Source organism: uncultured Marinobacter sp. (genome assembly GCF_947259545.1).
Lineage (GTDB): Bacteria > Pseudomonadota > Gammaproteobacteria > Pseudomonadales > Oleiphilaceae > Marinobacter.
Map to the genome: position 1 here is coordinate 317,239 of NZ_CAMYMK010000008.1, position 25,747 is coordinate 342,985.

27 protein-coding genes are annotated in these 25,747 nt (G+C 56.2%); all 27 read left to right on the forward strand.

What is annotated here, in order from left to right:
* Positions 1-10: 10 nt before the first annotated feature.
* The 27 genes from Q0Y21_RS13205 to Q0Y21_RS13335 all read left to right on the forward strand — a co-directional run bounded on the left by Q0Y21_RS13205 (position 11) and on the right by Q0Y21_RS13335 (position 25,715).
* Entirely contained in the window at positions 11-790 is a 780-nt protein-coding gene (locus Q0Y21_RS13205; RefSeq protein ID WP_297796285.1) for an enoyl-CoA hydratase, read from the forward strand.
* A gap of 1 nt (position 791) precedes the next feature.
* Positions 792-1,865, forward strand: coding sequence for an enoyl-CoA hydratase/isomerase family protein (locus tag Q0Y21_RS13210; protein ID WP_297796288.1), 1,074 nt, complete (start codon positions 792-794; stop codon positions 1,863-1,865).
* A gap of 63 nt (positions 1,866-1,928) precedes the next feature.
* Positions 1,929-2,822, forward strand: a complete 894-nt coding sequence (gene mmsB, locus Q0Y21_RS13215) for a 3-hydroxyisobutyrate dehydrogenase (RefSeq protein WP_297796290.1) — start codon at positions 1,929-1,931, stop codon at positions 2,820-2,822.
* A 131-nt stretch (positions 2,823-2,953) separates the two neighbouring features.
* A complete protein-coding gene (locus Q0Y21_RS13220; RefSeq protein WP_297796293.1) occupies positions 2,954-4,096 on the forward strand; it encodes a zinc-binding dehydrogenase in 1,143 nt (380 codons plus the stop codon).
* A complete protein-coding gene (locus Q0Y21_RS13225; RefSeq protein ID WP_297796295.1) occupies positions 4,096-5,139 on the forward strand; it encodes a proline racemase family protein in 1,044 nt (347 codons plus the stop codon). Before Q0Y21_RS13220 ends, Q0Y21_RS13225 begins: the two co-directional genes overlap by 1 nt.
* Positions 5,140-5,258: 119 nt before the next feature.
* Positions 5,259-6,908, forward strand: coding sequence for an AMP-binding protein (locus tag Q0Y21_RS13230; RefSeq protein WP_297796298.1), 1,650 nt, complete (start codon positions 5,259-5,261; stop codon positions 6,906-6,908).
* A complete protein-coding gene (locus Q0Y21_RS13235) occupies positions 6,905-7,321 on the forward strand; it encodes a PaaI family thioesterase (RefSeq protein WP_297796301.1) in 417 nt (138 codons plus the stop codon). Before Q0Y21_RS13230 ends, Q0Y21_RS13235 begins: the two co-directional genes overlap by 4 nt.
* A gap of 4 nt (positions 7,322-7,325) precedes the next feature.
* Positions 7,326-8,120: an alpha/beta hydrolase gene (locus tag Q0Y21_RS13240; protein WP_297796304.1), complete on the forward strand. Its 795-nt coding sequence runs from the start codon at positions 7,326-7,328 to the stop codon at positions 8,118-8,120.
* Between the two features lie 89 nt (positions 8,121-8,209).
* The gene (locus tag Q0Y21_RS13245) at positions 8,210-8,983 is read left to right on the forward strand and encodes an ABC transporter ATP-binding protein (protein WP_297796307.1); all 774 of its coding nucleotides are present in this window, start codon (positions 8,210-8,212) and stop codon (positions 8,981-8,983) included.
* Entirely contained in the window at positions 8,980-9,702 is a 723-nt protein-coding gene (locus tag Q0Y21_RS13250; RefSeq protein ID WP_297796310.1) for an ABC transporter ATP-binding protein, read from the forward strand. The genes Q0Y21_RS13245 and Q0Y21_RS13250 overlap by 4 nt, the downstream gene beginning before the upstream one ends.
* Before the next feature lie 83 nt (positions 9,703-9,785).
* The gene (locus Q0Y21_RS13255) at positions 9,786-11,000 is read left to right on the forward strand and encodes an ABC transporter substrate-binding protein (RefSeq protein ID WP_297796312.1); all 1,215 of its coding nucleotides are present in this window, start codon (positions 9,786-9,788) and stop codon (positions 10,998-11,000) included.
* Positions 11,001-11,104: 104 nt separating this feature from the next.
* On the forward strand, positions 11,105-11,992 hold the full coding sequence (locus Q0Y21_RS13260) for a branched-chain amino acid ABC transporter permease (protein WP_297796315.1): 888 nt from the start codon (positions 11,105-11,107) through the stop codon (positions 11,990-11,992).
* Positions 11,993-11,994: 2 nt separating this feature from the next.
* On the forward strand, positions 11,995-12,990 hold the full coding sequence (locus tag Q0Y21_RS13265) for a branched-chain amino acid ABC transporter permease (protein WP_297796317.1): 996 nt from the start codon (positions 11,995-11,997) through the stop codon (positions 12,988-12,990).
* Positions 12,991-13,238: 248 nt separating this feature from the next.
* A complete protein-coding gene (locus tag Q0Y21_RS13270; protein ID WP_297796320.1) occupies positions 13,239-14,081 on the forward strand; it encodes a DNA-binding response regulator in 843 nt (280 codons plus the stop codon).
* A gap of 143 nt (positions 14,082-14,224) precedes the next feature.
* Positions 14,225-14,413 (forward strand): Flp family type IVb pilin, encoded by a 189-nt coding sequence (locus tag Q0Y21_RS13275; RefSeq protein WP_297796323.1) that lies wholly within the window; start codon positions 14,225-14,227, stop codon positions 14,411-14,413.
* Between the two features lie 93 nt (positions 14,414-14,506).
* Positions 14,507-15,019, forward strand: a complete 513-nt coding sequence (locus tag Q0Y21_RS13280; protein WP_297796326.1) for an A24 family peptidase — start codon at positions 14,507-14,509, stop codon at positions 15,017-15,019.
* 32 nt (positions 15,020-15,051) lie between these two features.
* Positions 15,052-16,374: an AAA family ATPase gene (locus Q0Y21_RS13285; RefSeq protein ID WP_297796329.1), complete on the forward strand. Its 1,323-nt coding sequence runs from the start codon at positions 15,052-15,054 to the stop codon at positions 16,372-16,374.
* Positions 16,375-16,403: 29 nt separating this feature from the next.
* Positions 16,404-17,174: a Flp pilus assembly protein CpaB gene (cpaB, locus tag Q0Y21_RS13290; RefSeq protein WP_297796332.1), complete on the forward strand. Its 771-nt coding sequence runs from the start codon at positions 16,404-16,406 to the stop codon at positions 17,172-17,174.
* A 21-nt stretch (positions 17,175-17,195) separates the two neighbouring features.
* Positions 17,196-18,689: a type II and III secretion system protein family protein gene (locus Q0Y21_RS13295; protein ID WP_297796335.1), complete on the forward strand. Its 1,494-nt coding sequence runs from the start codon at positions 17,196-17,198 to the stop codon at positions 18,687-18,689.
* Between the two features lie 10 nt (positions 18,690-18,699).
* Positions 18,700-18,987, forward strand: a complete 288-nt coding sequence (locus Q0Y21_RS13300) for a hypothetical protein (RefSeq protein WP_297796338.1) — start codon at positions 18,700-18,702, stop codon at positions 18,985-18,987.
* A 16-nt stretch (positions 18,988-19,003) separates the two neighbouring features.
* Entirely contained in the window at positions 19,004-20,209 is a 1,206-nt protein-coding gene (locus tag Q0Y21_RS13305; RefSeq protein WP_297796341.1) for a Tad domain-containing protein, read from the forward strand.
* 29 nt (positions 20,210-20,238) lie between these two features.
* Entirely contained in the window at positions 20,239-20,700 is a 462-nt protein-coding gene (locus tag Q0Y21_RS13310) for a TadE family protein (protein ID WP_297796344.1), read from the forward strand.
* On the forward strand, positions 20,697-21,182 hold the full coding sequence (locus Q0Y21_RS13315) for a TadE family protein (protein ID WP_297796347.1): 486 nt from the start codon (positions 20,697-20,699) through the stop codon (positions 21,180-21,182). The genes Q0Y21_RS13310 and Q0Y21_RS13315 overlap by 4 nt, the downstream gene beginning before the upstream one ends.
* 21 nt (positions 21,183-21,203) lie before the next feature.
* Positions 21,204-22,382, forward strand: a complete 1,179-nt coding sequence (locus Q0Y21_RS13320) for an AAA family ATPase (RefSeq protein WP_297796349.1) — start codon at positions 21,204-21,206, stop codon at positions 22,380-22,382.
* Positions 22,383-22,392: 10 nt separating this feature from the next.
* Complete coding sequence (locus tag Q0Y21_RS13325) at positions 22,393-23,760, forward strand: CpaF family protein (protein ID WP_297796352.1); 1,368 nt, start codon at positions 22,393-22,395, stop codon at positions 23,758-23,760.
* Between the two features lie 3 nt (positions 23,761-23,763).
* Positions 23,764-24,747 carry a type II secretion system F family protein gene (locus Q0Y21_RS13330; protein ID WP_297796354.1) on the forward strand — a complete coding sequence of 328 codons (984 nt, stop codon included), beginning with the start codon at positions 23,764-23,766 and terminating at the stop codon, positions 24,745-24,747.
* Positions 24,748-24,758: 11 nt separating this feature from the next.
* On the forward strand, positions 24,759-25,715 hold the full coding sequence (locus tag Q0Y21_RS13335) for a type II secretion system F family protein (protein ID WP_297796357.1): 957 nt from the start codon (positions 24,759-24,761) through the stop codon (positions 25,713-25,715).
* Positions 25,716-25,747: the final 32 nt, after the last annotated feature.

Here is a 25,747-nt window from a genome sequence, read left to right on the forward strand (position 1 = left end):
GAGAAACAACATGAGCGATCTGATTCAGCTCGAGAAACGCGGCCACATTGCGGTACTGACCATCAACAACCCGCCGGCTAATACCTGGACCGGGGAGTCCCTTGCTGCGTTGACGGCGACGATCCGTGAACTGAACGAAGACCGTGACATTTTTGCCCTGGTGGTGACCGGCCAGGGAGAGAAATTCTTCTCCGCCGGTGCCGACCTGAAGTCCTTCGCCGACGGTGACATAGCCCGTGCCAACGAAATGGCCCAGGCATTCGGTGAAGCTTTTGCCGCATTGTCCGGATTCCGCGGCGTATCCATTGCCGCGGTGAACGGTTATGCCATGGGCGGCGGCCTGGAATGTGCCATGGCCTGTGACATTCGTATTGCCGAAGAGCATGCCCAGATGGCGCTGCCGGAAGCCGGCGTTGGCCTGTTGCCCTGCGCCGGCGGTACCCAGAACCTGCCCTGGCTGGTAGGTGAGGGCTGGGCCAAGCGGATGATTCTGTGTGGCGAGCGGGTCAAGGCGGACAAGGCCCTGCAGATCGGGCTGGTTGAAGAGGTGGTTCCCACCGGCCAGGGGCTGGAAAAAGCTCTGGAACTGGGGGAAATGGCCTGTAAACAGAGCCCGTCGTCCACCGCCCGTTGTAAGACGCTGGTGATGAGCGCCCGTGATGGCCGCAGCCATGACGATGGCTGGCGCATGGAACGGGAACTGTTCATCGAGCTGTTCTCCACCGAGGACCAGAAAGAAGGCGTGAACGCTTTTCTGGACAAGCGCAAACCGGAATGGAAGAACCGTTGATATGACTGGTCAACCGATGGTTTTCGAAGAGTGGTCCACGGCCGACGGTCGTCACATTGCCGTGGCCAGGCTGAACATGCCGAAGGCGCTCAACTCCCTCTCGCTGGAAATGATCCGGCTGCTGACGCCGCAGCTCAAGCGCTGGGCAGAGGACAGCAGTATCTGTGCGGTCTGGCTGGAAGCCGAGGGCGACAAGGCATTCTGCGCCGGTGGTGACATCGTGGCCTTGTACCGCAGCATGACCGAACCCGAGGGAGCCAGTGAGGGCGCGGCCTTTTTCGAGGAAGAGTATGAACTGGATTACCTCATCCATACCTTCCCCAAGCCCATTGTGTGCTGGGGCCATGGCATTGTCATGGGTGGTGGTATGGGGATTATGGCCGGCGCGTCCCATCGGGTAGTCACCGAGGGTTCGAAACTGGCCATGCCCGAAAGCAGCATTGGTCTGTATCCAGATGTGGCAGCAGGCTGGTTTCTGAATCGGGCGCCGGGCCGAACCGGGTTGTTCCTGGGACTGACCGGTGCTCGAATGAATGGCGCGGATGCGCTGTTTGTCGGGCTGGCGGACCGCTTTATCCGGCATGATCTCAAGGCCGGGGTGGTCGACGCCCTGAAGCAGCGAGACTGGCAGGAACAGGACAGTGACGCCGTAGTCAGCAGCGTGCTGAGGCAGTTTGAGCAGCAAAGCGCCGATGCGCAACCGGAGTCACCGGTACGTTCGCACTTTGATGACATTAACCGGGTCACCGATGCCGACAGCCTGGAAGAGATTATCGCCCAATTGAACGAGCTGTCAGGTGGCGATGGCTGGCTGGCCAAGGCAACCAGATCGCTGGCGACCGCCTCGCCCACCTCTCTGGCCCTGTGCTGGCGACACCTCAGTAATGTGCGTCAAGACAGCCTGAAGGAGGTCCTGGACAAAGAACTGACGCTGTCCCGTAACTGTCTGACAAAAGGCGAATTTGCCGAAGGTATCCGCGCGCTGTTGATCGACAAGGATCAACAGCCCCGCTGGCGTTATGCGTCGCTGGCGGAAATGGACAGTTCCTGGATTGACGACTTTTTCACCCGATAACCAACCGGTGCCGGCTGACAACACCGGTCCGTTCAGCCGAATACAACAATAAGGGGAAGAGATATGGCAACGATTACTTTCATCGGCCTGGGCAACATGGGTGGCCCCATGGCGAGCAACCTGGTCAAGGCCGGACACGACGTCACCGTATTTGATCTTTCAAAGGACGCCGTCGCGGCATTGGTTTCCGAAGGCGCAAAAACGGCCGAGACCGCCCACGAAGCGGCCAGGGGAGCGGAGTGCGTCATCACCATGCTCCCGGCTGGTCAGCATGTGGAAGCGGTGTACCTGGGGGATGACGGCCTGCTGGCCAATCTCCCAGCTGGTACCCTGGTGATTGATTCGTCCACCATTGCACCGGAAACCGCCCGTGGTGTCGCCGAAGAAGCCAAAGCCCGCGACATTCCGTTTATCGATGCCCCGGTGTCCGGTGGTGTTGGTGGCGCCAAGGCCGGCACCCTGACGTTCATCTGCGGCGGCGCGGAAGAGACCTTCAGCAAGGCCAAACCGATTCTCGAGGGTATGGGCAAGAACATTTTCCATGCCGGAGAACACGGTTCCGGCCAGGTGGCCAAGATCTGCAACAACATGATGCTGGCGATTCTGATGGCGGGCACCAGCGAGGCCCTGGCGCTGGGTGTGAAAAACGGCCTGGATCCGGCTGTGCTCTCTGAAATCATGAAGCAGAGCTCCGGCGGCAACTGGGCGCTGAACGTCTACAACCCCTGGCCGGGGGTGATGGAGGGAGTTCCCGCTTCCCGCGGCTACGAGGGTGGTTTCCTGGTGAACCTGATGAACAAGGATCTGGGGCTGGCTTTTGACAACGCCGTGAAAAATCACGCTGCCATTCCCATGGGGTCCCTGGCTCGTAATCTGTTCGAGCTGCATGCAGGGCAGGGCAATGGAGCGCTGGATTTCTCCAGCATCCAGCGGTTGTATCGCCCGGAAGACAAGTGAAGGGTAACCGCCCCCCGGACTCTATGTTCCGGGGGCGGTTAATGATCAGAAAGGTCCCCTGACACACCTGGGAATCTAACCTATCCTGACTGAATACCCGACATTCAGCAGCCAGGGAGGATTGTCTGCCCATGATCCCGAATACCATGAAAGCCATGGTGCTTACCGGTCACGGTGATATCGATAAACTCGAATATCAGGACGTCACTACCCCGAAGCCTGGCAAGGGAGAAGTGCTGGTTCAGGTCACTGCAACGGCCAAGAACAACACCGACCGTAAGGCCCGGGAAGGGCTCTATCCCACCAGGAAGGGTGAGATGAAGTCTTTCCAGATGGGCGGCAAACCCACGCTGGTTTTTCCCAGAATTCAGGGGGCGGATATTGCTGGCCGTATTGTTGCTGTGGGGGAAGGTGTTGAGGAGGGTAGAATCGGTGAGCGGGGACTGCTGGATTTCAATATCTACGCCACCGATCGCAGGGATATCAACCTGACGCCGGATTATTATGGCCACGGAGCCGATGGCGGTTATGCAGAATATGTAGCCGTGCCTTCGGGCCAGTTCTACTCTATTCCCAATCCGGGACTGGCGGATGCCGAAGTGGCGTCCATGGGCATGTGTTCCTACCAGACCGCTATGCACATGCTGACCTCCGCCAACATCAGGGCAGGGGAGCGGGTACTGGTCACTGGCGCCAGCGGCGGTGTGGGCACCGCACTGATCCAGTTGTGCCGCATTATGGGAGCGATCCCCTATGCGCTCAGCCAGCAGGATAAGGCTGATTCACTGCTCACCCTTGGAGCGGAAGCGGTACTGGACCGTTCCGATATGGACAGCTTTGAGGAGAGGGTGAAGGCGGAAACCGGAGGTAAGCCCATCGATGCGGTGATGGATCTGGTCGGCGGTGAGATGACCGATCTGTTCATAGACACCATGATCTTCGACATGAATGCCCGCGATACCTACCCGCGCCTCAGCATCGCCGGTGCCAGTGGCGGCAACATCAGCGAGATCCTGTGGACCCGTATCTACCTGTACCAGGTACAGATATTCGGCGTTTCCCACGGCACACGGGAGGAAGCTGGTCAACTCGTGGCCTGGATTCGAAACGGACAGCTCAGGCCGGTCCTGCACGGGGCTTTCAGGCTCTCGGAACTTCATCAGGCCGAGCGCTATTTTGTTAACCGGGGAAGTAATTATCTCGGCAAGATCGTCATTGTCCCTGACTCTCAGTGGGAAGAGCACGGTAAACACTGGTCCCTGGAGAGCGCCTGATGAAGCCTGAGCTGACGATCCAACTGATGGACACCCATGCCGGTGGCGATGTCAGCCGCATTGTGACTGGCGGCATTGATTCGTTACCCGGTGACACGGTCCGGGCGCAGATGGAATACCTGCGGGACGATGCCGACGGGCTGCGGAAACTGTTGCTGGAAGAACCCTACGGGATTCCTGAGATGTCCGTGGATCTGCTGGTTCCGGCAACTGATCCTGAAGCGGCTGTCGGGTACATCATCATGGAAGTGATGGGGTATCCGATCTATTCCGGCTCCAACACCATCTGCACAGCCACAGCGGTACTGGAAAGTGGCATTGTTACCAAGAAAGAGGGCCGGCAGAGTTTTATTCTTGAGTCGCCGGCCGGGTTGGTACATATCGACGCCGTCGTGGAAAACGGTGTCGTAGAAGCCATCACTTGTGAAGGCCTGCCCAGTTACATTGACACTTACCAGGCCACCATTGATGTGCCGTCTGTTGGCCGGGTGAATTACAGTGTGGCGTACAGCGGAGGCTTCTATGCGCTAGTGGATGCCACGGAGCTGGGATTCGACCTGACCCTGGACGAAGAGCGCAAACTTGCCGATACCGCTCACGCCATTGTCGAGGCCATTCAGGCTGAACGGGGATTCTCACATTACACTCTTGGTGATGTTGGCCCACTGCCGTTCCTGCACTTCATGGGGCCGGTGGAGCATGTGGCAGAAGGGTATTACCGTTCACGTTCAGCTACCTACGTTCATCCGGGAGTGATCTGCCGCAGTACCACCGGCACCGGCACGTCTGCCCGTCTGGCGCTGATGAATCACCAGGGCCGCATCAAGCCCGGGGACCGTCTGGAAACGGTATCGCTGCGCGAGACAGGGTTTATTGGAGAATTCACCGCCGTCAGGCAGGAAGGCGATCATCAGGTGGTGGAGAACAACATCACCGGCAAGGGTTATGTGATTGCCCGTTCAGACATTGTAGTGAACTGTGAGGACCCCATGGTGGAGTGCGACGGCCTGCACCACATACTGACCAGCGGCCACCCTTCCTGATCGCTTCCAAGCCGCCTTTTCTACCTGTGGTATTAGCCTAAAGTTTACCTTTACGTAAACAGGACCCTGTGCTAAATCTGAATGTCAGCAGTCAACGATAAGAACAACAGGAGTTGAGAATGAGCCTCCCGGAATACAAAACGGTTTATAACAATTTTGATGCCGCAGCCCTGGAAGCGGAGATCCTGGATGGACGTCTGGAGTCCGGGCTGAATGTATGCCACGAAATCTGTGACAAATGGGCAGCGGACCCACAGAGAGTGGCGCTTTATTATGAGAAAGAGGGCGGTGGTGATGGCACTCTGACCTTTGCAGAGCTGAAAGAAAAATCCGCCCGCTTTGCCAATTACCTGAAATCCCGCGGTATCGGTGAGGGCGACCGGGTAGCAGGTCTGCTGCCGCGCAGCCCCGAGTTGTTAGTGGTCATTGCCGGTGCTCTGCGGGCGGGCGCTGTATACCAGCCCCTGTTTACCGCCTTTGGCTCCGGGGCTATCGAGTATCGTCTGGAGCGTGCGGACACCAAACTGGTGGTGACCGATCCGGTGAACTATCCAAAACTGAACGATGTGAACAACTGCCCGCCGGTGTTGTGCCTGGAAGCGGAGCAGGCAGGCTCTGAGGTTCCCGATTTCGAGCAGACCCTGGAAGAACAGTCCGCCGAGTTTGAGCCAGTAATGATCAAGGGCACGGACCCGTTCCTGCAGATGTTTACCTCCGGCACCGTCGGCAAGGCCAAGGGCGTGGCTGTTCCGGCGCGGGCGCTGATGGCTTTCTACGTTTACATGAAATATGCCATTGACCTGCGTGACGACGACAAATACTGGAACGTGGCCGATCCAGGTTGGGCCTATGGCCTGTATTACGCGGTGGTTGGGCCGCTGCTGATGGGGCATGCGACCCATTTCAATCCGGGGGCCTTCACGCCGGAATCCACCTACGACATGATTCGCAAATACAAGATCACCAACCTGGCGGCGGCACCCACGGCGTATCGCTTGCTCAAGGCCAATGATCATGTGTTGCCGGAAGGCGAGAACCTCGGCCTGCGGGTGGCCAGCAGCGCCGGCGAGCCACTGAATCCGGAAGTGGTTAACTGGATCAAGAACCGTCACTACTGTCCGGTCAAGGATCATTATGGCCAGACCGAAACCGGTATGACCTGCTGCAATTTCCACGGCCTTGAGCATCCGGTACGCCAGGGTTCCATGGGGTATTCGTCCCCCGGTCATAAAGTAGTGGCCCTGAACGAGAAGAATGAAGAAGTCGGTGAAGGCGAGATCGGTCAGCTGGCGGTGGATGTAAAAGCTTCGCCACTGTTCCATTTCGACGGCTATACCTGGGGTGAGAAAGACCCGTTTGTGAACGGTTATTACCTGACTGGCGATATGGTGCTCTGCCATGGCGACGGCGGTTTCTCATTCAGTGGTCGTGATGACGATATCATTACCACAGCCGGCTATCGCGTCGGCCCCGCAGACGTTGAAAGCACTCTTCTGGAGCATGTGGCGGTTGCTGAATCCGGTGTCGTTGGCAAGCCTGATGAGAAGCGTGGATCCATCATCAAGGCCTATGTGGTGATCAAGAGTGGCCAGGAACCGGCTGAAGATCAGGCGCTGAAAGACGAGCTTCAGGAACTGGTTCGCCGCCGGCTCTCCACGCATGCCTATCCCCGTGAAATCGAATTCGTGGATGAACTGCCAAAGACCCCCAGCGGCAAGATTCAGCGGTTTGTTTTGCGTAACCGCGCGAAGGATGAAGCAGACGCATGATCATCACGTTCGAAGAGCTACAGGCCTTCCTCGATGAGCAGTTTCCGCAGGGAGCCGCTTACGGCTCCCTGCAGAAACTTGGCGATGGCTGGGCCGAGATGAAACTGGAAGTGGATGAAGGGCACCTGCGCCCGGGTGGAACCGTGTCGGGCCCTGCCATGATGGGTCTGGCGGACCTCGCGCTTTATGCCGCACTGCTTAGCAAGATCGGCCTGGTGCCGCTGGCGGTGACGACGAATCTCAATATCAACTTCCTGCGCAAGCCGGTTGCCCATGCCCCGATATGGGCCAGGGCAACCATGTTGAAGGTGGGGCGCACCATGGGTGTTGGCGAGGTCTTCGTCTACTCAGACGGTGCTGAGGAGCCGGTGGCTCATTCCACGATGACCTACTCCATACCTCCCAATCGGTAATGCCATGCAGATTCGTGATATGTCGGTGCCATTAGGGGAGGGTGTGGCGCTTCAGGTCCGGCGAATCCGCCACGAAGTCAGCGCTGGCCCAACGCTGGTATTCCTGCACGAATCCCTCGGCAATATTGCCCTGTGGCGGAAGTTTCCAGAGCGTTTGGCCAAGGCCTCAGGACTGGATGCTCTGATCTACGAGCGCCGGGGTTATGGCCTGTCCACGGATGAAGTACTGCCGCGCCCTTACTCTTACCAGGAAGAAGAAGGCGCTGTCTGGTTGCCGCGGCTGCTGGATGCGCTTGAGTTGCCGGATGTCATCCTGATTGGTCACAGCGACGGTGGGTCTATCGCGCTGATTGCGGCTGGTGCGCTGGGTGACCGGGTGAAAGGGCTGATCACCATGGCGGCTCATACCTGGGCGGATCATCTGACCGTCTCCGGCATCCGGGAGATGCAGAGCCGCTATCGGGAAGAGGGGCTGCGCGAGAAACTGCTGCGCCACCATGGCGAACGCACCGATGACATTTTCAATGCCTGGCACACCATCTGGCTGGATAAGGGATTTCAGAATCACATGAATTTCAGCCAATGGCTGGACGCCATCCAGTGCCCGTCTATGATCATTCAGGGGGAGGATGATGAGTACGGGGTTCCCGAGCAGGTGACAGCGATTGTCGAGGGAATCGGTGAATCGGCCACACCGGTTTTCCTGCCGGAAGCCGGGCACTCACCACACCTGGAGCATCCTGAGGAGTTGGTGCATCTGGTGTGTGAGTTCCTGGACGGTTTGAAGGTTAAAAAATAAGCAGATTAATATTGACGTTTACGTATACGTTAACCTAGTCTGTCAATAACGTTTTCATGTACAACAATAACAAAAGGTGAGATGGCACCATGAGTGACCAGTTCGTACTTGAGACCCGGGGCCTTGTAAAAGAGTTTAAAGGCTTTGTCGCAGTAGACGACGTGAACCTCAAGGTTCAGCGTGGTCATATCCATGCCCTGATCGGGCCCAACGGTGCGGGTAAGACAACCGTCTTCAACCTGTTAACCAAGTTTCTCCCTCCCACTCGTGGCAAGATCCTTTTCAACGGCAAAGACATCACGCCGCTTAAATCTGCGGCGATTGCACGCAGGGGTGTGGTCCGCTCCTTCCAGATTTCGGCGGTTTTTCCCCACATGACAGCACTCGAGAATATCCGGGTGGCGCTTCAAAGCTTTGAGGGCAACAGCTTTCAATTCTGGAAATCCGGTCACAGCCTGAACAAGCTGAATGAACGCTGTATGGAGCTCCTCGACTCCGTAGGCCTCACCGAATTTGCCAATACCACCACCGTTGAACTCGCCTATGGCCGCAAGCGCGCCCTTGAGCTGGCTACCACACTCGCTATGGAGCCCCAATTATTGCTGCTCGACGAGCCGACCCAGGGCATGGGGGGCGAAGACGTGGAGCGGGTGGTGGAGCTGGTGCGCAAGGCCGCCGAAGGACGGACCGTGCTGATGGTTGAGCATAACCTCGGGGTGGTCAGTAAGTTGTGCGACCGGATTACCGTGCTGGCCCAGGGTTCAGTGCTGACAGAGGGGGAATATAAGGAAGTCTCCGAGGATCCCCGTGTACGGGAAGTCTACATGGGCAGTGCCAACACCACTCAGGAGGCAGCCGAATGAGCCAGGGGGCGGACAAGGAATACGAACAGCTTAGGGTTTCCGGGCTTCATGCCTTCTATGGAGAATCCCACATACTCCACGGTATCGACATGGTGGTGCACCGGGGTGAGCTGGTGACGTTGCTCGGGCGCAACGGGGCAGGGCGGAGTACAACGCTGAAGGCGATCATGAATATGGTGGGGCGCCGCACCGGCTCGATCATGATCAATGGCAATGAAACCATGACCTGCCAGCCTCACCACATTGCCAGGCTGGGTGTCGGGTATTGCCCCGAACACCGGGGCATTTTTTCCGCACTCAACGTCCAGGAAAACCTGACCCTGCCCCCTGTGGTACGCAGTGGTGGCATGAGCCTGGAAGAAATCTACAGCATGTTCCCGAATCTCTACGAGCGACGCTTCAGCCAGGGCACCAAGCTTTCCGGCGGTGAGCAGCAGATGCTGGCCATGGCGCGGATTCTCAGGACCGGCGCGAATATGCTGCTGCTGGATGAGATCACCGAGGGCCTGGCTCCGGTGATTGTCGAGAAACTGGGGGAGGTGCTGGTCAAGCTCAAGAACAAGGGCCTGACCATCGTCCTCGTAGAACAGAATTTTCATTTCGCCGCACCGCTGGCGGACCGTCATTACGTGATGGAACACGGCCAGATTGTGGAGGAAATCAGTGCCGACGAGCTTGAGGCCAAGCAGTCGGTACTGGATAGCTATCTGGGCGTTTAAGGCCCGGAGAACAAGAGAGCAAATCAACAACCAAAACCCGATACAACCAACGCAACGACAACAACAGTAGCGGAGACACAACAATGACAATTATGAAAAAGCTCCTCACAACAGCGATTGCTTCAGCCATGATGGTCGGGAGCGCCCAGGCTGACATTTCTGACGACACCGTAAAAATCGGTTACCTGGCAGACATGTCGGGCACCTACCGTGATCTGGCCGGTCCCAATGGCCTGAAGGCCCTTGAGATGGCCATCGCTGATTTCGGCGGTAAAGTAAACGGCGCGAAGATCGAGGTGGTCAGTGCTGATGACCGCAACAGCCCGGATGCTGCCTCCAGCACGGTACGCCGCTGGCTGGAGAATGAGAACGTGGATCTGGTTGCCGGTATGGTTGCTTCCTCCGTCACTATCGCAGTGACCAAACTGCTGGAAGAGAACGACAGCCTGGGTATTGTCTCGGGTTCCGCTGCCTCCAGCATTACCAACGAGCACTGCACCCCGAACCATATTCACTATGTCTACGATACTTACCCGCTCGCTAACGGCACCGCAAAAGCCGTTGTCCAGGAGGGTGGCAAGGAATGGTTCATCCTGACGGCGGACTATGCCTTTGGTCACGCCCTGGAAGGGGACGTCACCCGGGTTGTTGAAGAGAACGGTGGAAAGGTGATCAAAACGGCCCGTCATCCATTCCCGACATCGGATTTCTCCTCCTATATTCTGCAGGCACAGTCTTCCGGTGCGGATGTAGTTGCCCTGGCGAACGCCGGCTCCGATACCACCAACGCCATTAACACCGCCGGTGAATTTGGCCTGACCCAGTCCGGTCAGACTTTGGCGGCGTTGCTTCTCTTCCTCACGGACGTACATGCACTGGGTGTGAATGCCGCTCAGGGAATCCAGCTGACTACCGGCTGGTACTGGGACATGAATGAAGAAGCCCGTAAGTGGGCCGACCGCTTTATGGAAGAAACTGGCGTACGTCCGACCATGGTGCACGCGGGTATATACTCCAGCACCATGCAATACCTGAATGCCGTGAAGGCAACCGGCTCGGATGATACCCAGACGGTACGCAAGCAAATGATGGACACGCCCATCAACGACATGTTCGCCACCAACGGTCGGATCCGTGAAGACGGCCGCATGGTTCATGACATGTACCTGGCGCAAGTGAAAACTCCGGAAGAGTCCGAAAACGAGTGGGACCTCTACAAGATTGTCCGCACTATCCCGGGAGACGAGGCCTACCGTCCGCTTTCCGAGAGCAAGTGCTCACTCGTTTCCAAGAACTGAGGTATTGACCAACGGTTCGCCCCGCAACCCCGGCGGGGCGAACTCTGGAACCTGCAGAATTGCAGACCGGTCCTGAGGTCTGCGCTGCTTTTGGAGTTTGCAACATGTCCATGATTCTGGGAGTTCCCGTTGCTGTGCTGTTCGGTCAGCTACTGCTCGGGATAATCAACGGTGCTTTCTATGCCCTGTTGAGCCTTGGGCTGGCGGTGATCTTCGGCCTGCTCAAAATAATCAACTTTGCCCATGGCGCCATGTATATGCTGGGCGCCATGGTCACCGTCATCATGTTTGATGCCATGGGCATCAACTACTGGGTGGCGCTGTTCCTGGCCCCTTTGGTGGTTGGCTGCTTCGGTGTGCTGCTCGAGTATTTCCTGTTGCGCCGCATTGCAGGCCAGGATCATATCTACAGCCTGCTGTTGACCTTCGGTGTGGCCCTGATGATCCAGGGCATTCTGACCAATATTTTCGGGGTATCCGGCATGCGTTACTCAATGCCGGACATCTTCCAGGGAGGGTTCAAGCTCGATTTCATGTTCCTGCCGTATTATCGGGCGTGGGTTATCTTCATGGCGTTACTGGTGTGTTTTGGCACCTGGTTCATGATTGAAAAAACCAAGCTTGGTTCTTACCTGAGGGCCGGTACTGAAGACGCCCAATTGATGCAGGGGTTTGGTATCAACGTGCCGTTGCTGATCAGTCTGACCTATGGTTTCGGGGTCATGATCGCAGCGTTTGCCGGTGTCCTGGCGGCCCCGATCTATTCCGTCACGCCGGTCATGGGGTCCAACATTCTGATTGTGGTGTTTGCCGTTGTCGTTATCGGCGGCATGGGCTCCATAGCGGGGGCCATTATTACCGGTTTGCTGATGGGTGTTATCGAAGGCTTTACCAAGGTTTTCTACCCCGAGTTCGCCTCAGCCGTTATCTTTCTGGTTATGGTGGTCGTGTTGTTGATTCGCCCGTCGGGCCTGTTTGGTAAGGAGGCGTAATCATGGACCACCCCGTAAACCAGCCGGACATCCAGCAGGCCATGCTGGATCAGCAAAAGTCGGATCAACGCCGGAAACACATACTGAATCTGGTGTTACTGGCGCTGCTGCTGATTGCGCCGGCGGTGATTTATCCGGTCTTCCTGATGAAGATTCTGTGTTTTTCGCTTTTTGCCGTCGCGTTCAATCTGCTACTGGGTTTCACCGGTTTGCTGTCCTTCGGGCACGCCGCGTTTCTGGCGACCGGGAGTTATACCACCGGCTACCTGTTGTCCAACTATTCCGGCCTGACCACAGAGATGGGAATCATCGTGGGCACTGCCGCTGCCACTGTATTGGGTGTGCTTTTTGCGGTGGTTGCGATCCGGCGTCAGGGCATCTATTTCGCAATGATCACTCTGGCACTGGCCCAATTGGTGTACTTCATGTTCGTGCAGGCGCCGTTCACCGGCGGTGAAGACGGTATGCACGGCGTGCCTCGCGGGCATCTCTTTGGGTTCATTGACCTGGAAAATAACCTGGCGATGTATTATTTCGTGCTTGCTGTGTTCCTGGGAGGCTATCTGTTGGTGCAGCGAGTGGTCGGGTCGCCCTTTGGTCAGGTCCTGAAAGCCATCAAGCAGAACGAACCGCGCGCCATCTCACTGGGCTATAACGTGAATCAGTACAAGGTGCTGGCCTTTGTGATGTCCGCCGGGCTGGCCGGGCTGGCCGGATCGGTTAAAACCGTGGTGTTCCAGCTGGCGTCACTGAACGATGCCCACTGGCACATGTCCGGTGAGGTGATTCTGATGACACTGCTGGGCGGTACCGGGACACTGCTGGGGCCGGTTGTAGGCGCCACTTTTGTTGTGAACCTGGAGTACCAGCTGTCCCAGGGGCCCTTGGGTGACTGGGTGGACCCGATACTCGGTGCGATCTTTGTGCTCACAGTGATTGCCTTCCGGTCCGGCATTGTCGGTGAGATACAGAAATTTGTACGGAAAAACATGGGATAAAACCGGCCATAAATGATCGATTGAACAAATAAGGGCGGCTCTCAAGAGCGGCCCTTATTTGTTCAAATTTCAAACATTGTTAAATCTTATGTCGGCGTTCTTGACATGACTGTGTGTGTTACCTATCTATGAGAGGCGCGTCACAAAAATATTAAAAAACGTACATGTTGTTCCCTCCAGGTCCGAAAGGAGCTGGTGACTCAACAGGGAAGGCAACCCAGAATAATCAGGAAGAAGGGGTTGTAGAAATGGAAAAATCTACCGTTGTGCTGGTAGATGCCACACAGTATGGGGCAGATCCAGCGGTTGTCAGGGTCATTGAGCGGCGTTTCCCGCTTGTGGTTGTGACAAAACAGGACGATCTTGGCGCGGTGTACGAGGCCCAGGAGCCCGGAAATCGCGTGATTACCTGTTTCGAGTTTGATTTTCCGGATATCGGCAGCCTTTCTATGCTTAGCGAGGCCAAGCGGGAGTTTGCTTCCGTACCGATGCTGATGTTTACCGAGCAACATTCCGAGGCACTGGCTGTCTGGGCCTTGCGGACCCGGGTATGGGATTATTTTGTAAAACCAGTGGTTGAGGATACGGTGGCGGAGTCCCTGAACCGCTTGAACCGACTTCTAACAGAATCTTCAAATCGCGATCGCCGCGCGACCATTCACCAGAAACAGCCCCTTCCTGATGATGCCCGTTTCCAGAAGCATCGTGGTGAGGACAAAGTCGTAGAGACTGCGGCAGCCTTTATTGATCAGCACCTTGCCGACAAGTTGATGCAGGCAGACATTGCTGAACTGTGTGGCACGAACAGCTACCAGTTGAGCCGCGCGTTCAAGCGGGTGTATGGCATTACCTTCCAGGAATACATCGTGCGCCGTCGTATCGAAAAAGCAATCGCGCTGCTGCACAACAACAGCGCCTCGGTCATTGATGTGTGCTGGGCGGTCGGTTTCCACGACGCGTCTCATTTCACCAAAATGTTTCAACGCCACACCGGTATGACCCCATCCCAGTACCGCAGTAAATGGCTGACTGCCCGCAATGAGGCCGCCATTCCATTCCAGCTTTCTGCAAGCGGCCCGGTCAGTATCTGACTGCCGCTTGCAAGATCCTCCTAGTTTTTCGCAAGAATTCTCCTAACGGTTAATTTCCCCTCCTCCTATCCTCGTTGATACAGCGCACGGAACTGTCGCTGTTTAACCATGGAAGCTCGTCTAACGACTGCAGGAGTGACGAAATGAAAAACTTCAAGGAAAAAATGGTTCAGTTTCTTCGTGATGAGGAAGGTCTGGAGCTGTCTGAGTACGCGGTGGCTGGGTCTTTGATTGTGTTGGGCACAGTGGCCGCATTTCAAGCCTTGGGCGGCGATATAACTACTGGAATCGGCAGAATTTCCTGCGCAGTGCAGGGGAATTCTGGTTGCTAAAGGCACCTACTACAAGTAGGTGCTATTTCAAGAGAAGGGGGGATGGCACTCCCCCTTTTTCTGGTCAGGTTGCTTGAGTAGCAAGAGGTTTTTATGGACCTGAGTGGATGGGCAGTAGCGACCCTTACCGTAGGCTTATTCATTGCGGTTCTCAGTGATTTATCCGTCCGCAAAATCCCAAATGCGGTTAGTTTCGGCATGGTGACTATAGCCTTGGTTTTTCATGCTTGGTTTGGGCAATGGGAGGGGCTGATGTTTTCTCTGGTCGGGCTGATTGCTGGGTTGCTCTGCTTCTTGCCGCTTTACCTTTTTGCTGCCATGGGCGCAGGTGATGTGAAGTTACTGGCTGCAATTGGAGCTGTTGTGGGTGCCAAAGTTGTGCTTATGGCTGCTCTGATGACTGTTATTGCGGGCGGCGTGCTAGCCCTTGGATATATCACCGCGAGAGGTGGGTTGCCAGCCATGGCTAGACGTTATGTCTCCATGTTCTGGCTGCTGCTGGCTCGGCAGCCGGAGTACATTCCTCCGGCTCCCGGGGAGGCAGCAGGTTTACGTTTTCCTTATGCACTTGCAATCGCTTGCGGAACAGCCCTGGCGGTTATTTAGCGAAATATTTCCCATAGTTCGTGGAGTAAGCAATGGAAGCCGAACTCTTGATCACAGAAAATTGGGAAGCCCCTCCAGCAGCGGTCGAGCTCATTTCCAGACCACATACGTTGGATGAAACGGGCCTTGACCATTTCTTTGTTGCTGATCTGCTGCAGAAGCATCTTAACCTGGTCAGCAATCAGACTCTGCAGCAGTTGTCTCGTCACATGGCATTACCGGGCGCAGTGCTCGAGCCTGTACTACACCTGTTGCGCCGGGAGGCCAAGGTCGAGAGCCGTGGCGCAGACCTCTCGGGAAGCGGACTTCGTTATGCACTTACGGATCGCGGGCGTGCTGCAGCTCTGGATGCATTGTCCCGGGACGGATATTGCGGCCCGGCTCCTGTTCTACTGGCAGACTATGAGTTGTTAGTCCGGCGTCAGTCAGTGTCCAGATGCGTTGTTACTGAAGAGGGTATACACCGGCTGTTCCGCAATACCGTGGTCGAGGAGAGCTTGTTGAATCAACTCGGTCCTGCGGTGCATTCCGGTCGTGCCATGTTTATCTACGGCCCGGCAGGGAGTGGAAAGAGCTATATATCCCGCCAACTGGTCAAGTTGCTTGCGGGGCCAGTCTACGTTCCTTATTCCATCTTGGTAGGCGATACCGTTATCAGCTTGTTTGATCCAGAGTTTCACCACCCGGTTCATGGTGAGGAACAGGACCCGGTTCATCTCACCAACGGTCATGATCCCCGATACACCCTGTGCCACCGCCCGGAAGTAACCACCGGCGGTGAGTTGACCCTGGATATGCTGGACCTGAAGTTCGATGAGCAACGCAAGCAATACCAGGCCCCCATTCAACTCAAGGCCAGCAACGGCATGTTGCTGATTGATGACCTGGGCAGGCAGCGGGTATCCCACATGGATCTGCTGAACCGCTGGATCGTGCCCATGGAAGAGAAACGGGACTTCCTCAACCTCCGGGCAGGGCAACACTTTGCTGTTCCGTTCGACATGTTGCTCATCTTCTCCACCAACCTCAATCCGCTCGAACTGGCAGACGAAGCGTTCCTGCGTCGGATCGGACACAAGATCGGTTTTAAAACCCTGGAGCCGGAGCCGTATCTGCGGCTTTGGCAACAGGTTTGCCAGGAAATGGAGATCGAAGACGATCCCGAGGTCACCCGGCTCATGATGACCGAGCTCTACCCGAGCCAGGACAACATCCTGTTGCCCTGTCATCCCCGTGACTTGCTCGGACTGGTCAGAGATTACTGCAGGTACCGTGGGGTACCACCCAGGCTCAGCGAGGAATCCATCCGCTGGGCCTGGAAAAACTACTTCGTACACATGGATAACGTGGGGTGACCGCTATGTTCAAGTCAAGAACAGTTCTCATGCTTACTTTTGCGCTGCTGATGGGGCTTGGCGCTGCTTATCTGGCAAAAGGCTGGGCGGTGGATCGTTTTGCCTCACCATCAACGGAAGATGGCGTCCCTGTGGTGGTGGCGTCACTGCAGATTCCTTTTGGCAAGAAGGTGGAAGCCAGCGACCTGAAGGTGGCCACCATGCCCAAATCCATGGTGCCTTCCGGAGCCTATCAAGAGATAGGTGAGATAGAGGAATTTGTTGCGATGACGACGATTTATCCGGGCGAAGTCATTCTCAGAGATAAGGTGGCAGCCTTCAGCGGTGGCAGTGCTCTGTCGGCCGTGATTTCTTCCAATAAACGGGCTGTTACCGTCCGTGTGAACGATGTTATCGGCGTGGCGGGTTTCCTGATGCCAGGTAACCGCGTGGACGTTGTTTCCGCAATCCCCATGGGTAACCGTCGCTATGAATCACGAACCTTGCTGGAAAACGTCAAGGTTCTGGCTGTGGATCAGACGGCTTCCCCGGAAAAAGACAAGCCTGTCATTGTCCGTGCGGTCACACTGGAGTTGACCTCGGACGAAGCGGAAGAATTGATCAAAGCGACCCAGGAAGGTGTGGTCCAGTTGGCATTGAGGAATCCGCTGGATGACAGCATGCGCCCTGAGCCGGTCAAGGAAGAAGTGGTTGAAGCCCCGCCGGAGCCGAAGCCCAAACCACGTCGGGTTGTCGCTACTTCATCAAGAGTCACTGTTATTCGTGGCACGGATGTCAGTACATCGAAGGTATCCATGTAAGTAAAACAAGGGAGAGTGACCATGATCATGAAAACGCGAAATCTATCGCTTGGGGGTTGTTTGATTGGCCTGGCTTTGATGTGCGTGCTGGTGTTCCCCAGCGGTACACGAGCACAAATCATGCTCGCGGATGGAATGGACAAACAGGTTGTAGAAGTCGCACTCAACCAGTCCCAGACTCTCTATCTGGAACAGCCGGTCGCGAAAATCTCCGTCGGTAATCCGGATATTGCCGATATCCTGATCCTGCGCTCTCGGCAACTCTATGTGGTTGGCAAACAACTGGGGACGACGAATGTCACCTTGTGGGACAGCGACAATCAGGTGGTCAGTGCGGTTGGCATCGAGGTCACTCACGATCTGGAAAGCCTGAAATCCAAGCTTCACCAGATCCTGCCCGATGAAGAGATTGAAGTCCGCTCCTCGCAGGATGCCATTATCCTGAGCGGGGAGGTCAGCAGTGCCGCGCGCATGACATCGGCACTGGACCTGGCCCGTAGTTATCAGGGCGGTGAGGACGGAAAGGTTCTCAACATGATGCAGGTCGGGGGTGCGCAGCAGGTCATGCTGGAAGTTCAGGTGGCCGAAGTTTCAAGGGACTTTCTCAAGCGCATTGGTGCCAAGTTTGAGGCGATCAATGCCAATTCCCTTCTGACAATTGGTGCCGGTAACAACGGGACGGCGCTGGCACCTTCTGGCGCGTTTGTTCCCGGGGGTGGGTTTGACACCATAACGGGCGGTTTGCCGGCGACCCAGATCCTGCGTGAACCTATGTCGTTCGAGAGCACCGGCCTGTTCGCTAGCTTCCTGGATGGTGACACCCTGTTTGATCTGGTGATCGACGCAGCCCAGGAGAACAACCTTGCCAAGGTTCTGGCCGAGCCCACATTGACCACACTCACAGGACAGGAAGCCACCTTCCATGCTGGCGGTGAGTTCCCGATCCCCGTTGGCAGTGGTCAGGATGACGGTATCACAATCGAGTTCAAGGAATTTGGCGTCAGTCTCGGATTCCTGCCCACGGTGCTGGATTCCAACATGATCAGCCTCAAGCTCAACATCAAGGTCAGCGAGCTGAGTAATCAGAATTCGATCACCCTTGATGTTCCTGATAGCTCTGCCACTTTTTTCATCAATGGGCTTACCAGCCGCAGTGCTTCGTCCACGGTGGAACTGGCCAATGGCCAGACCATTGGGGTGGCCGGCCTGATCAACGAAACCCTGAGGGAGCGGGTTGATAAGTTCCCGGGGCTTGGTGACCTGCCGATACTGGGCAACCTGTTTCGCAGCCAGGAGTTTATCAAGGGCAAGACAGAGTTGGTCATCCTGGTTACCCCCCATTTCGCCCGGCCGGTTGAGCGGAATCAATTCACCCTGCCCACGGATTATTTCGTGGAACCGTCCGACCTGGAGTTTTACCTACTGGGGTATACGGAAGGCAGACGTGAGCCCGGAACTGGCACCAAAACGGTCCAGCAGGGCAGTGTAAAGGGACAATTCGGACATGAACTCTGAGGTGAACGTCATGGATGCATACAAACGCAATTTCAAGACAGTGGTGACAGGATTGACTGCTGCTCTGTTGATCGCCGGGTGTGCTTCACCCAGCTCCGAGGATCAGTTCGGTAACTCGGTACGCCAGATGATTGCTGCCCAGAAGTATGTCTCGCCGGATCAGGAAGCACGTGAGCTTCCGGTAATCGACGGTCGCAAAGCGGAAGCTGGCTACAACAGCTATCGCAAGGAGACCGGCAATCCTGCGCGAATGACTCCGGATATGAGTGGCAGCGCTGGCCTTGGGCTTTCGCGCTGAGCAGGGAGGACTGATCATGGTATCAGTTATGAAAGGTCACAAGGTTCAGGGCGGTGCGATCCTGCCTCTGGCCGCAATTTCTCTGGTGGCTATTCTGGGGATGGCTGCGCTTGCTCTCGATATAAGTAATGCCCACCTGGAAAAGACGCGTCTCCAGAACGCCCTGGATGCAGCAGCGCTCAGTGCCGCCAAGGTTCTGGATCAGACCGGTAGCACCGCGCTGGCTGACAGCGCCGGCCATACCACGTTTGCTGCTAACCTGGCGGCACCGGGTAATGCCGGGCTTGGCGCCGCCGCCAACGACGGTGACCTTACCCTGGCACTGGAATATTCCTCCACACTGAATCCCTTTGTAGCAGGCACGACGCCTGCTAACTATGTAAGGGCGAAGGTGGCGAACTATGACGTGGCCGAATGGTTTGCCCCAGTGCTCGGTTTTGATGACCTGGCCATAGCCGGAACTGCAGTTGCCGGCCCGAGTCCATCTGTCAAAAAGGCATGCGATATTGCGCCGCTGATGGCGTGCGGTACGCCTCAGGAGGAGAGCCCTCCCGACACTACGTTCGGTTATTCCCGCGGGCAGGTGGAGCAACTGAAAATCGGTTCGGGCGATTCATCCGAGGTGGGTAACGGTAACTTCTATCTGATCCGGCTCGATGGCAGTCAGGGTGGCGCCGATGTGCGGGACGCGGCGGCTGGAGAGTATGATGCCTGCCTTTCCTCTGATGGCGACAGTGATATCGAGACCGAACCCGGTAACACCGTTGGTCCGTTCGCCCAGGGTATCAACACCCGGCTGGGAATCTACCACGGACCGGTCAACCCGACCGATCACCCCCCTGATTGGTTTGCCAACCACGAAACCTATACCGAAGCGGATTATCTGAATCAGGAAATGCCTGCCTACGACCTGGACTGGTACGAGTCGCAATACGAAACCGTCAGCCCGGACCAACCACCGGCTGGTGCACCTGGTCGACGTATCCTGACTATGCCGGTCGGGAACTGTGACGGACTGGCCAACGGTCAGGATAGTGTGGAGCTGCTTGGATTCGCCTGTTTCTACATGGTGGACGAGATGGACCACCAGGGCCAGGCCGTGTTTTACGGTCAGTTCAAGGACGATTGCGGCAGCAATGGCGTGCCGGGGCCAAATCCTGGTGCCGGCCCTGGGCCGCATATTATCCAGCTCTACAAGGATCCGGATACTTTCGACAGCTGAAAGCTGCGGGATAAGTGGGGGCAGAGGTTATGGACGCAATTCGTAAGTCAGGGAAGCAACAGCAAGGCGTCGCTGTACTGGAATTCATGTTGACTGCCCCGTTGCTGATATTGGTGGTGTTTGCGGTCAGCGAACTGGGCTGGGCCTTTCATCAGTACCACACCATGACCCGGGCGACGCAGGACGGAGCGAGGCACGCGGCGTCCCATGCCCTGAATGGCAGTCTGGGGCTGATCCTGCTTGATGGCGCACTGGTGCAAGAGACCAGCAATTTGGTGGTGTACGGCAACACTGTGGGAGCGGGCGAGCCTTTGCTGCCGGGGTGGTCGACAGGTGATATCAGCGTGTCCAGTCCCGACGCCAGTCACGTTGAGGTCAGAGCCATATACGACTATGTGCCAATCGTTGGAAGAATCCCTGCGTTTTACGGCGGAGACCCTATCGAATTGGCCTTTGAAATGAAGGGCACTGTGCAGATGAGGGCGCTATGAATATTCGATCTCAGTCCGGTTTGCATACTGTGGAGTTCGCCCTGGTCGGGGCGATGTTTTTCATCCTGTTGTTTGCCGCTATCGAATTCGGTCGCCTGCTGTTTGTCTGGAACACGCTGGATGAAACCAGTCGCCGCGCTGCACGGGTCGCCGTAGTTTGTCCCGTTGAGCATAGCGCTATCCGACGCGTGGCCATGTTTGACGAACCAACATCCTCGGGGAACAGCCCAATATTGAGAGACCTGCACGAAGGCCTGATCGATCTGGACTATCTGGACGGGACCGGCAGTGAGGTTTCTGATCCGGCCACCAACTACCTGGATATTGCCTTTGTGCGGAGTGAGGTCAGCGGATTTCGGCACCAGCTGATCATTCCATTCTTTTTCCAGGAATTTGAGTTGCCGCCATTTATTACCGTACTGCCACGGGAGAGCCTGGGTGTTTCTCCGGAAGGCACCGGCTGTTTCGGAACAGTGAGTTGAGCGAGCAAGGAAGGAAAAGCCATGAAAGCAAAGATGACGGTTTTGATTGCAGGGCGTAACGCCCAGGAGCTGGAAGAGCTCGAACAGATGCTTGCCAACGAGCCAGGCTTGTCAATCAGCAAGCGCTTGATTACCAACGGGCATTCCGATCCGCTCCACAATATAACGGATCTGCCCGATGCACTGGTGTTCTGTACTACGGTTGCCTGGGAAGACGAGCTGAAGTCGCTTGATGAGCGTCCTGCTTCCGGGCGTGTACCGACGCTGGTAACAGGCCCGGAAAATACCACCGTCATGCGCACCGCCATGCAGGTCGGAGCCCGGGACTATTTCATTTTCCCGGTTCAGAAACAGGAACTGCTGGAAGCCCTTTGGCGCATTGAACGGGAACTTCAGCCATCCGGTAAGCAGGAAGGCGACCTGTTTGCGGTGATCAACGCCAAGGGTGGTTCTGGTGCCAGCACCATTGCAGGCGTATTGGCTCACAGTCTCGTTGAAAGAATTGAGGAGAGGGTCGCTCTGCTGGACATGGATTTGCAGTTTGGCCACCTGGCGTCGGCTTTCGACCTGAAAGAGAGCGGTGGCCTGATCGATGCCATCCTGCGTGCTGACAATATGGACCTGTTAGCACTCGAGGGACACATGGTTAAGCACAAAAGCGGGTTGCACCTTCTGGGCAACGGCACCGACCAGTTAGTTGTACCAGGCGATATTGATGAGAGCCAGCTGCAAAAGCTACTGATACTCCTGCGTTCCGGCTATGACCATACGGTGGTTGACCTGCCACGGCAGATTGATGGCGTGACCGGCGGAGTATTGGAATCTGCCGACAGGGTACTGGTGGTGATGCAGCAGACCATAGCTCACATTCAGGATGCCCGCCGACTACTCCACTACCTTACCCGCTATATGGGAATACCCACGGATCGAATCGGGGTGGTTGTTAACCGCTGGAACAAGCGCCTTACCCTGACCACCGCAGATATTGAAAAGGCGTTGGGGATCGGGGATCTCACCTGTATTCCCAATGACTATGCCAAGGTCGCGGAAAGCGCGAATCTGGGGGTGCCGTTACTGGAAGCAGCGCCATCCTCAATGGTGAGCCGCAGCATGGTGCAGATGGCGGAAACCCTGAGTGGCAAGAAAGTGGTACCACAGTCCGGTCTTGGTCGGGTCTGGCGGAAACTGGCAGGAGCCTGAGGAGGGTGTTATGGAACTCAGCAAACTGAACGACGCAGGTAAGAGCGAACTTGAACCGCCGCTGGTGACATCAGCGAATGGAATGGATTCGGCCCGCCGCTCCGAAGAAGAGCAGGAGAGAATCTGGAAGCAGAAGATTCACCAGAAATTGATGAAGGTGCTGGATCTGTCCTTACTGGGAACGCTGGGGCGCGAAGAAGCCGAGCGCCAGCTGCAGGATATTGGTCAACGGCTGATGTCGGAGGAGTCGATACCTCTCTCGCTGGCAGCTCGCCAACGTATTCTCCGGCAGATACAGGATGACATTCTTGGTTTTGGTCCTCTCGAACCTTTATTGGCCGACAAGTCCATATCAGACATCTTGGTCAACGGTTATAACTGCATCTATGTGGAGCGCAATGGCAAGCTGGAGCGGGAGAATATCAGCTTCCAAAGCGACACTCATTTGTTGAATACCATTGACCGTATTGTGTCCAGTGTGGGGCGGAGGATCGATGAGTCTTCCCCAATGGTGGACGCACGGCTGAAAGACGGCTCCCGGGTAAACGCCATTATCCCCCCGTTGGCGGTAGACGGGCCATTACTGTCTATTCGTCGCTTTTCCATCGGTCGGTTGTCGATGGAGGCCTTGATAGAGAAAGGCACCCTGACAGCTCCTATTGCCAACCTTCTGGAGGGCATCGTCCGGGGCCGGCTTAACGTGCTGATCTCCGGCGGTACCGGTTCCGGTAAAACCACCCTCCTGAACGTGTTGTCCGGGTTTGTGCCCCACGATGAGCGGATCGTCACTATTGAGGATTCCGCGGAGCTGCAACTGCAGCAGCCCCATGTGGCGAGACTGGAAACCCGTCCTCCGAACATTGAGAACAAGGGCGAAGTTACCCAGCGGGACCTGGTGCGCAACAGCCTGAGGATGCGGCCAGACCGTATCATCGTTGGCGAGGTGCGGGGTACGGAAGCTCTGGATATGTTGCAGGCGATGAACACTGGCCACGATGGCTCCATGACGACACTCCACGCCAACGCCCCCAGGGATGCGCTGACCCGGATCGAGAACATGGTATCGATGACGGGCACCACCATGCCGACCAAGGCCGTCCGTTCCCAGATTGCCTCAGCCATTGAGGTTGTCCTGCAGGTCGAACGTCAGGAGGACGGAACCCGTCGGCTGGTGAGCGTGCAGGAAATTAACGGTATGGAAGGCGATGTGATCACCATGTCCGAGATCTTTACCTTCCGCCGGTTAGGGCGGGATGAACAGGGTAGGGTGCTTGGCAATTACCGGGCAACCGGCATTGTTCCCCGCTTCCAGGAACATCTTCAGCAGCGGGGCATTGCGTTACCGCTGTCACTCTATGATCCGGACTTCGAGGGCTGAGCCATGGACGTATTGGGCGATAAACTTTGGATATTCCTGGCACTCGTCTTTGTGGCGGTGTTCCTGTTGTCTCAGGGTATGGTGATTCCGGTATTCGGCGAGAGTCGAGGTGCACGGAAACGGCTAAGCCGGCGGATGAATAACCTGACTATGAAGGATGGCTCGAAGGAGCGCGTTTCCCTCATACGGGAGCAATACCTGAAGGACTTGTCGCCCTTGGAGAAGCGACTTGAAACCCTTTCCCTGTTGCAGCCCCTGGTAACTTTGGTTGCCCAGAGTGGGTATCGTACCCGGGCCTACCGGGTGCTGCTGTTGGCGGGGTTGTTGGCGGTGATAACTGGATTTGTCGGCTATTCCATAAGCGGTGCCTGGTGGTCGCCGCTGGTCATTGCGCCGTTTGGTGCACTCATTCCATTCATCTACCTGCGAAAAAAACGCGCTGAACGTATTGCGAAGATTGAAGAGCAGTTACCGGACGTGGTGGATGTGATTATTCGCGCCTTGCGGGCAGGCCACCCGTTTATTGAAGCGATTCGCCTGGTATCCACTGAAATGCCGAGTCCGGTAAAGGAAGAGTTTCAGACGACCTTCAACGAAATTAATTACGGGGGAGATGTTCGTTCAGCTCTGTTCGGGTTGCTGCAGCGTGTACCCAGTGTACTGATTATGGCCCTGATTACCGCTGTGCTGGTTCAGCGGGAGTCGGGCGGTAACCTTGCCGAGGTATTGGAGAAAATTGCAGCCGTAATTCGTGGCCGTTTCCGCTTCCAGCGCCGGGTCCGGACCCTTTCGGCGGAGGGGCGGATTTCCGCTTGGGTGCTCACCATGACTCCGTTTGTCCTGTTTGTGCTGATTACGCTGGTGAATCCGGACTACATGCCGATGCTTACCGAAAGTTCGCGGGGTAGTGACATTGTCCTCATTGCTCTGGTGCTGATTGTAATAGGGGTTTTCTGGATCAAGAAAATTCTTAACCTCAAGGTATAGGGAGAAGAGCCATGGATTACCTGATCGGAATGCTCGATAGCATCCTCAAGGATCGGCAGATGACACAGCTGGCTTTTGTGATGCTGATGGCAGTGGCGGTCTTTTGTCTCGCCCTCGCTGGTATGTTTCTGATGTCAACCCTGTTTCATCCGGTACGGAGCCGTCTGCACAACGTGGTGGCACCGGAGATTGGCGAAGGGGCCGGTCGAAGCCCATTTACACCATTGCTCAAGTCTATTGCTCCTTATGTGCTGCCAAGGAAAGAGAAAGAACGTAGTCGGACTGCGCAGCGGCTGATCCATGCCGGCTTTCGCAATGACAATGCCCTGTCCAATTTTTATGCCATAAAAACCCTGTTGATTGTGGGCTTGCCTCTGGCAGTGTTTTTCGGGTTGCAATGGGTTCCTGGACTGACCAATCTGGCGGTAGTACAAGCGGCGGCTGCAGCCATGCTTCTGGGAGCGCTTGGGCCCAACTATGTGCTGAATAAGCTGATCCTGCGGCGCAAGCGCAAACTTTACAATGGCTTCCCGGATGCTCTTGATTTGTTGGTAGTTTGTACTGAGGCTGGATATGGCTTGAAGCCCGCGATACAGCGAGTGTCTGATGAGCTGGAAGTTGGTCACCCGGAGTTGGCTGAGGAGCTTGCCTTGGTAAATAGCGAGATGCGGGCTGGTGTGGATCGGGTTGATGCTCTTAAAAACCTTGCTGACCGCACTGGGCTGGAGGAGATCGGTGGTCTAGTGGCGCTGCTTAGCCAGAGCCTCCGGTTTGGCACCAGTACTGCCGAATCCCTGCGTATCTATTCGGAGGAGTTCCGGGATAAACGTATGCAGCGTGCGGAAGAGGCGGCCGCCACCATTTCCACAAAAATGGTGTTCCCGTTGGTGCTGTGCATGTTTCCCGCATTCTTTGTAGTGGCGATTGGCCCAGCTATCGTTGGGCTTCTGGATCATTTCAAGGGGTAATCATATCCACAACAATAATTCGAGGATTGACC

Excerpts from the sequence above, each read along its gene's own strand:
- Q0Y21_RS13205 (WP_297796285.1), top strand. The coding sequence starts at position 11 with ATGAGCGATCTGATTCAGCTCGAGAAACGCGGCCACATTGCGGTACTG.
- Q0Y21_RS13210 (WP_297796288.1), top strand. The coding sequence starts at position 792 with ATGACTGGTCAACCGATGGTTTTCGAAGAGTGGTCCACGGCCGACGGT.
- mmsB (WP_297796290.1), top strand. The coding sequence starts at position 1,929 with ATGGCAACGATTACTTTCATCGGCCTGGGCAACATGGGTGGCCCCATG.
- Q0Y21_RS13220 (WP_297796293.1), top strand. The coding sequence starts at position 2,954 with ATGATCCCGAATACCATGAAAGCCATGGTGCTTACCGGTCACGGTGAT.
- Q0Y21_RS13225 (WP_297796295.1), top strand. The coding sequence starts at position 4,096 with ATGAAGCCTGAGCTGACGATCCAACTGATGGACACCCATGCCGGTGGC.
- Q0Y21_RS13230 (WP_297796298.1), top strand. The coding sequence starts at position 5,259 with ATGAGCCTCCCGGAATACAAAACGGTTTATAACAATTTTGATGCCGCA.
- Q0Y21_RS13235 (WP_297796301.1), top strand. The coding sequence starts at position 6,905 with ATGATCATCACGTTCGAAGAGCTACAGGCCTTCCTCGATGAGCAGTTT.
- Q0Y21_RS13240 (WP_297796304.1), top strand. The coding sequence starts at position 7,326 with ATGCAGATTCGTGATATGTCGGTGCCATTAGGGGAGGGTGTGGCGCTT.
- Q0Y21_RS13245 (WP_297796307.1), top strand. The coding sequence starts at position 8,210 with ATGAGTGACCAGTTCGTACTTGAGACCCGGGGCCTTGTAAAAGAGTTT.
- Q0Y21_RS13250 (WP_297796310.1), top strand. The coding sequence starts at position 8,980 with ATGAGCCAGGGGGCGGACAAGGAATACGAACAGCTTAGGGTTTCCGGG.
- Q0Y21_RS13255 (WP_297796312.1), top strand. The coding sequence starts at position 9,786 with ATGACAATTATGAAAAAGCTCCTCACAACAGCGATTGCTTCAGCCATG.
- Q0Y21_RS13260 (WP_297796315.1), top strand. The coding sequence starts at position 11,105 with ATGTCCATGATTCTGGGAGTTCCCGTTGCTGTGCTGTTCGGTCAGCTA.
- Q0Y21_RS13265 (WP_297796317.1), top strand. The coding sequence starts at position 11,995 with ATGGACCACCCCGTAAACCAGCCGGACATCCAGCAGGCCATGCTGGAT.
- Q0Y21_RS13270 (WP_297796320.1), top strand. The coding sequence starts at position 13,239 with ATGGAAAAATCTACCGTTGTGCTGGTAGATGCCACACAGTATGGGGCA.
- Q0Y21_RS13275 (WP_297796323.1), top strand. The coding sequence starts at position 14,225 with ATGAAAAACTTCAAGGAAAAAATGGTTCAGTTTCTTCGTGATGAGGAA.
- Q0Y21_RS13280 (WP_297796326.1), top strand. The coding sequence starts at position 14,507 with ATGGACCTGAGTGGATGGGCAGTAGCGACCCTTACCGTAGGCTTATTC.
- Q0Y21_RS13285 (WP_297796329.1), top strand. The coding sequence starts at position 15,052 with ATGGAAGCCGAACTCTTGATCACAGAAAATTGGGAAGCCCCTCCAGCA.
- cpaB (WP_297796332.1), top strand. The coding sequence starts at position 16,404 with ATGCTTACTTTTGCGCTGCTGATGGGGCTTGGCGCTGCTTATCTGGCA.
- Q0Y21_RS13295 (WP_297796335.1), top strand. The coding sequence starts at position 17,196 with ATGATCATGAAAACGCGAAATCTATCGCTTGGGGGTTGTTTGATTGGC.
- Q0Y21_RS13300 (WP_297796338.1), top strand. The coding sequence starts at position 18,700 with ATGGATGCATACAAACGCAATTTCAAGACAGTGGTGACAGGATTGACT.
- Q0Y21_RS13305 (WP_297796341.1), top strand. The coding sequence starts at position 19,004 with ATGGTATCAGTTATGAAAGGTCACAAGGTTCAGGGCGGTGCGATCCTG.
- Q0Y21_RS13310 (WP_297796344.1), top strand. The coding sequence starts at position 20,239 with ATGGACGCAATTCGTAAGTCAGGGAAGCAACAGCAAGGCGTCGCTGTA.
- Q0Y21_RS13315 (WP_297796347.1), top strand. The coding sequence starts at position 20,697 with ATGAATATTCGATCTCAGTCCGGTTTGCATACTGTGGAGTTCGCCCTG.
- Q0Y21_RS13320 (WP_297796349.1), top strand. The coding sequence starts at position 21,204 with ATGAAAGCAAAGATGACGGTTTTGATTGCAGGGCGTAACGCCCAGGAG.
- Q0Y21_RS13325 (WP_297796352.1), top strand. The coding sequence starts at position 22,393 with ATGGAACTCAGCAAACTGAACGACGCAGGTAAGAGCGAACTTGAACCG.
- Q0Y21_RS13330 (WP_297796354.1), top strand. The coding sequence starts at position 23,764 with ATGGACGTATTGGGCGATAAACTTTGGATATTCCTGGCACTCGTCTTT.
- Q0Y21_RS13335 (WP_297796357.1), top strand. The coding sequence starts at position 24,759 with ATGGATTACCTGATCGGAATGCTCGATAGCATCCTCAAGGATCGGCAG.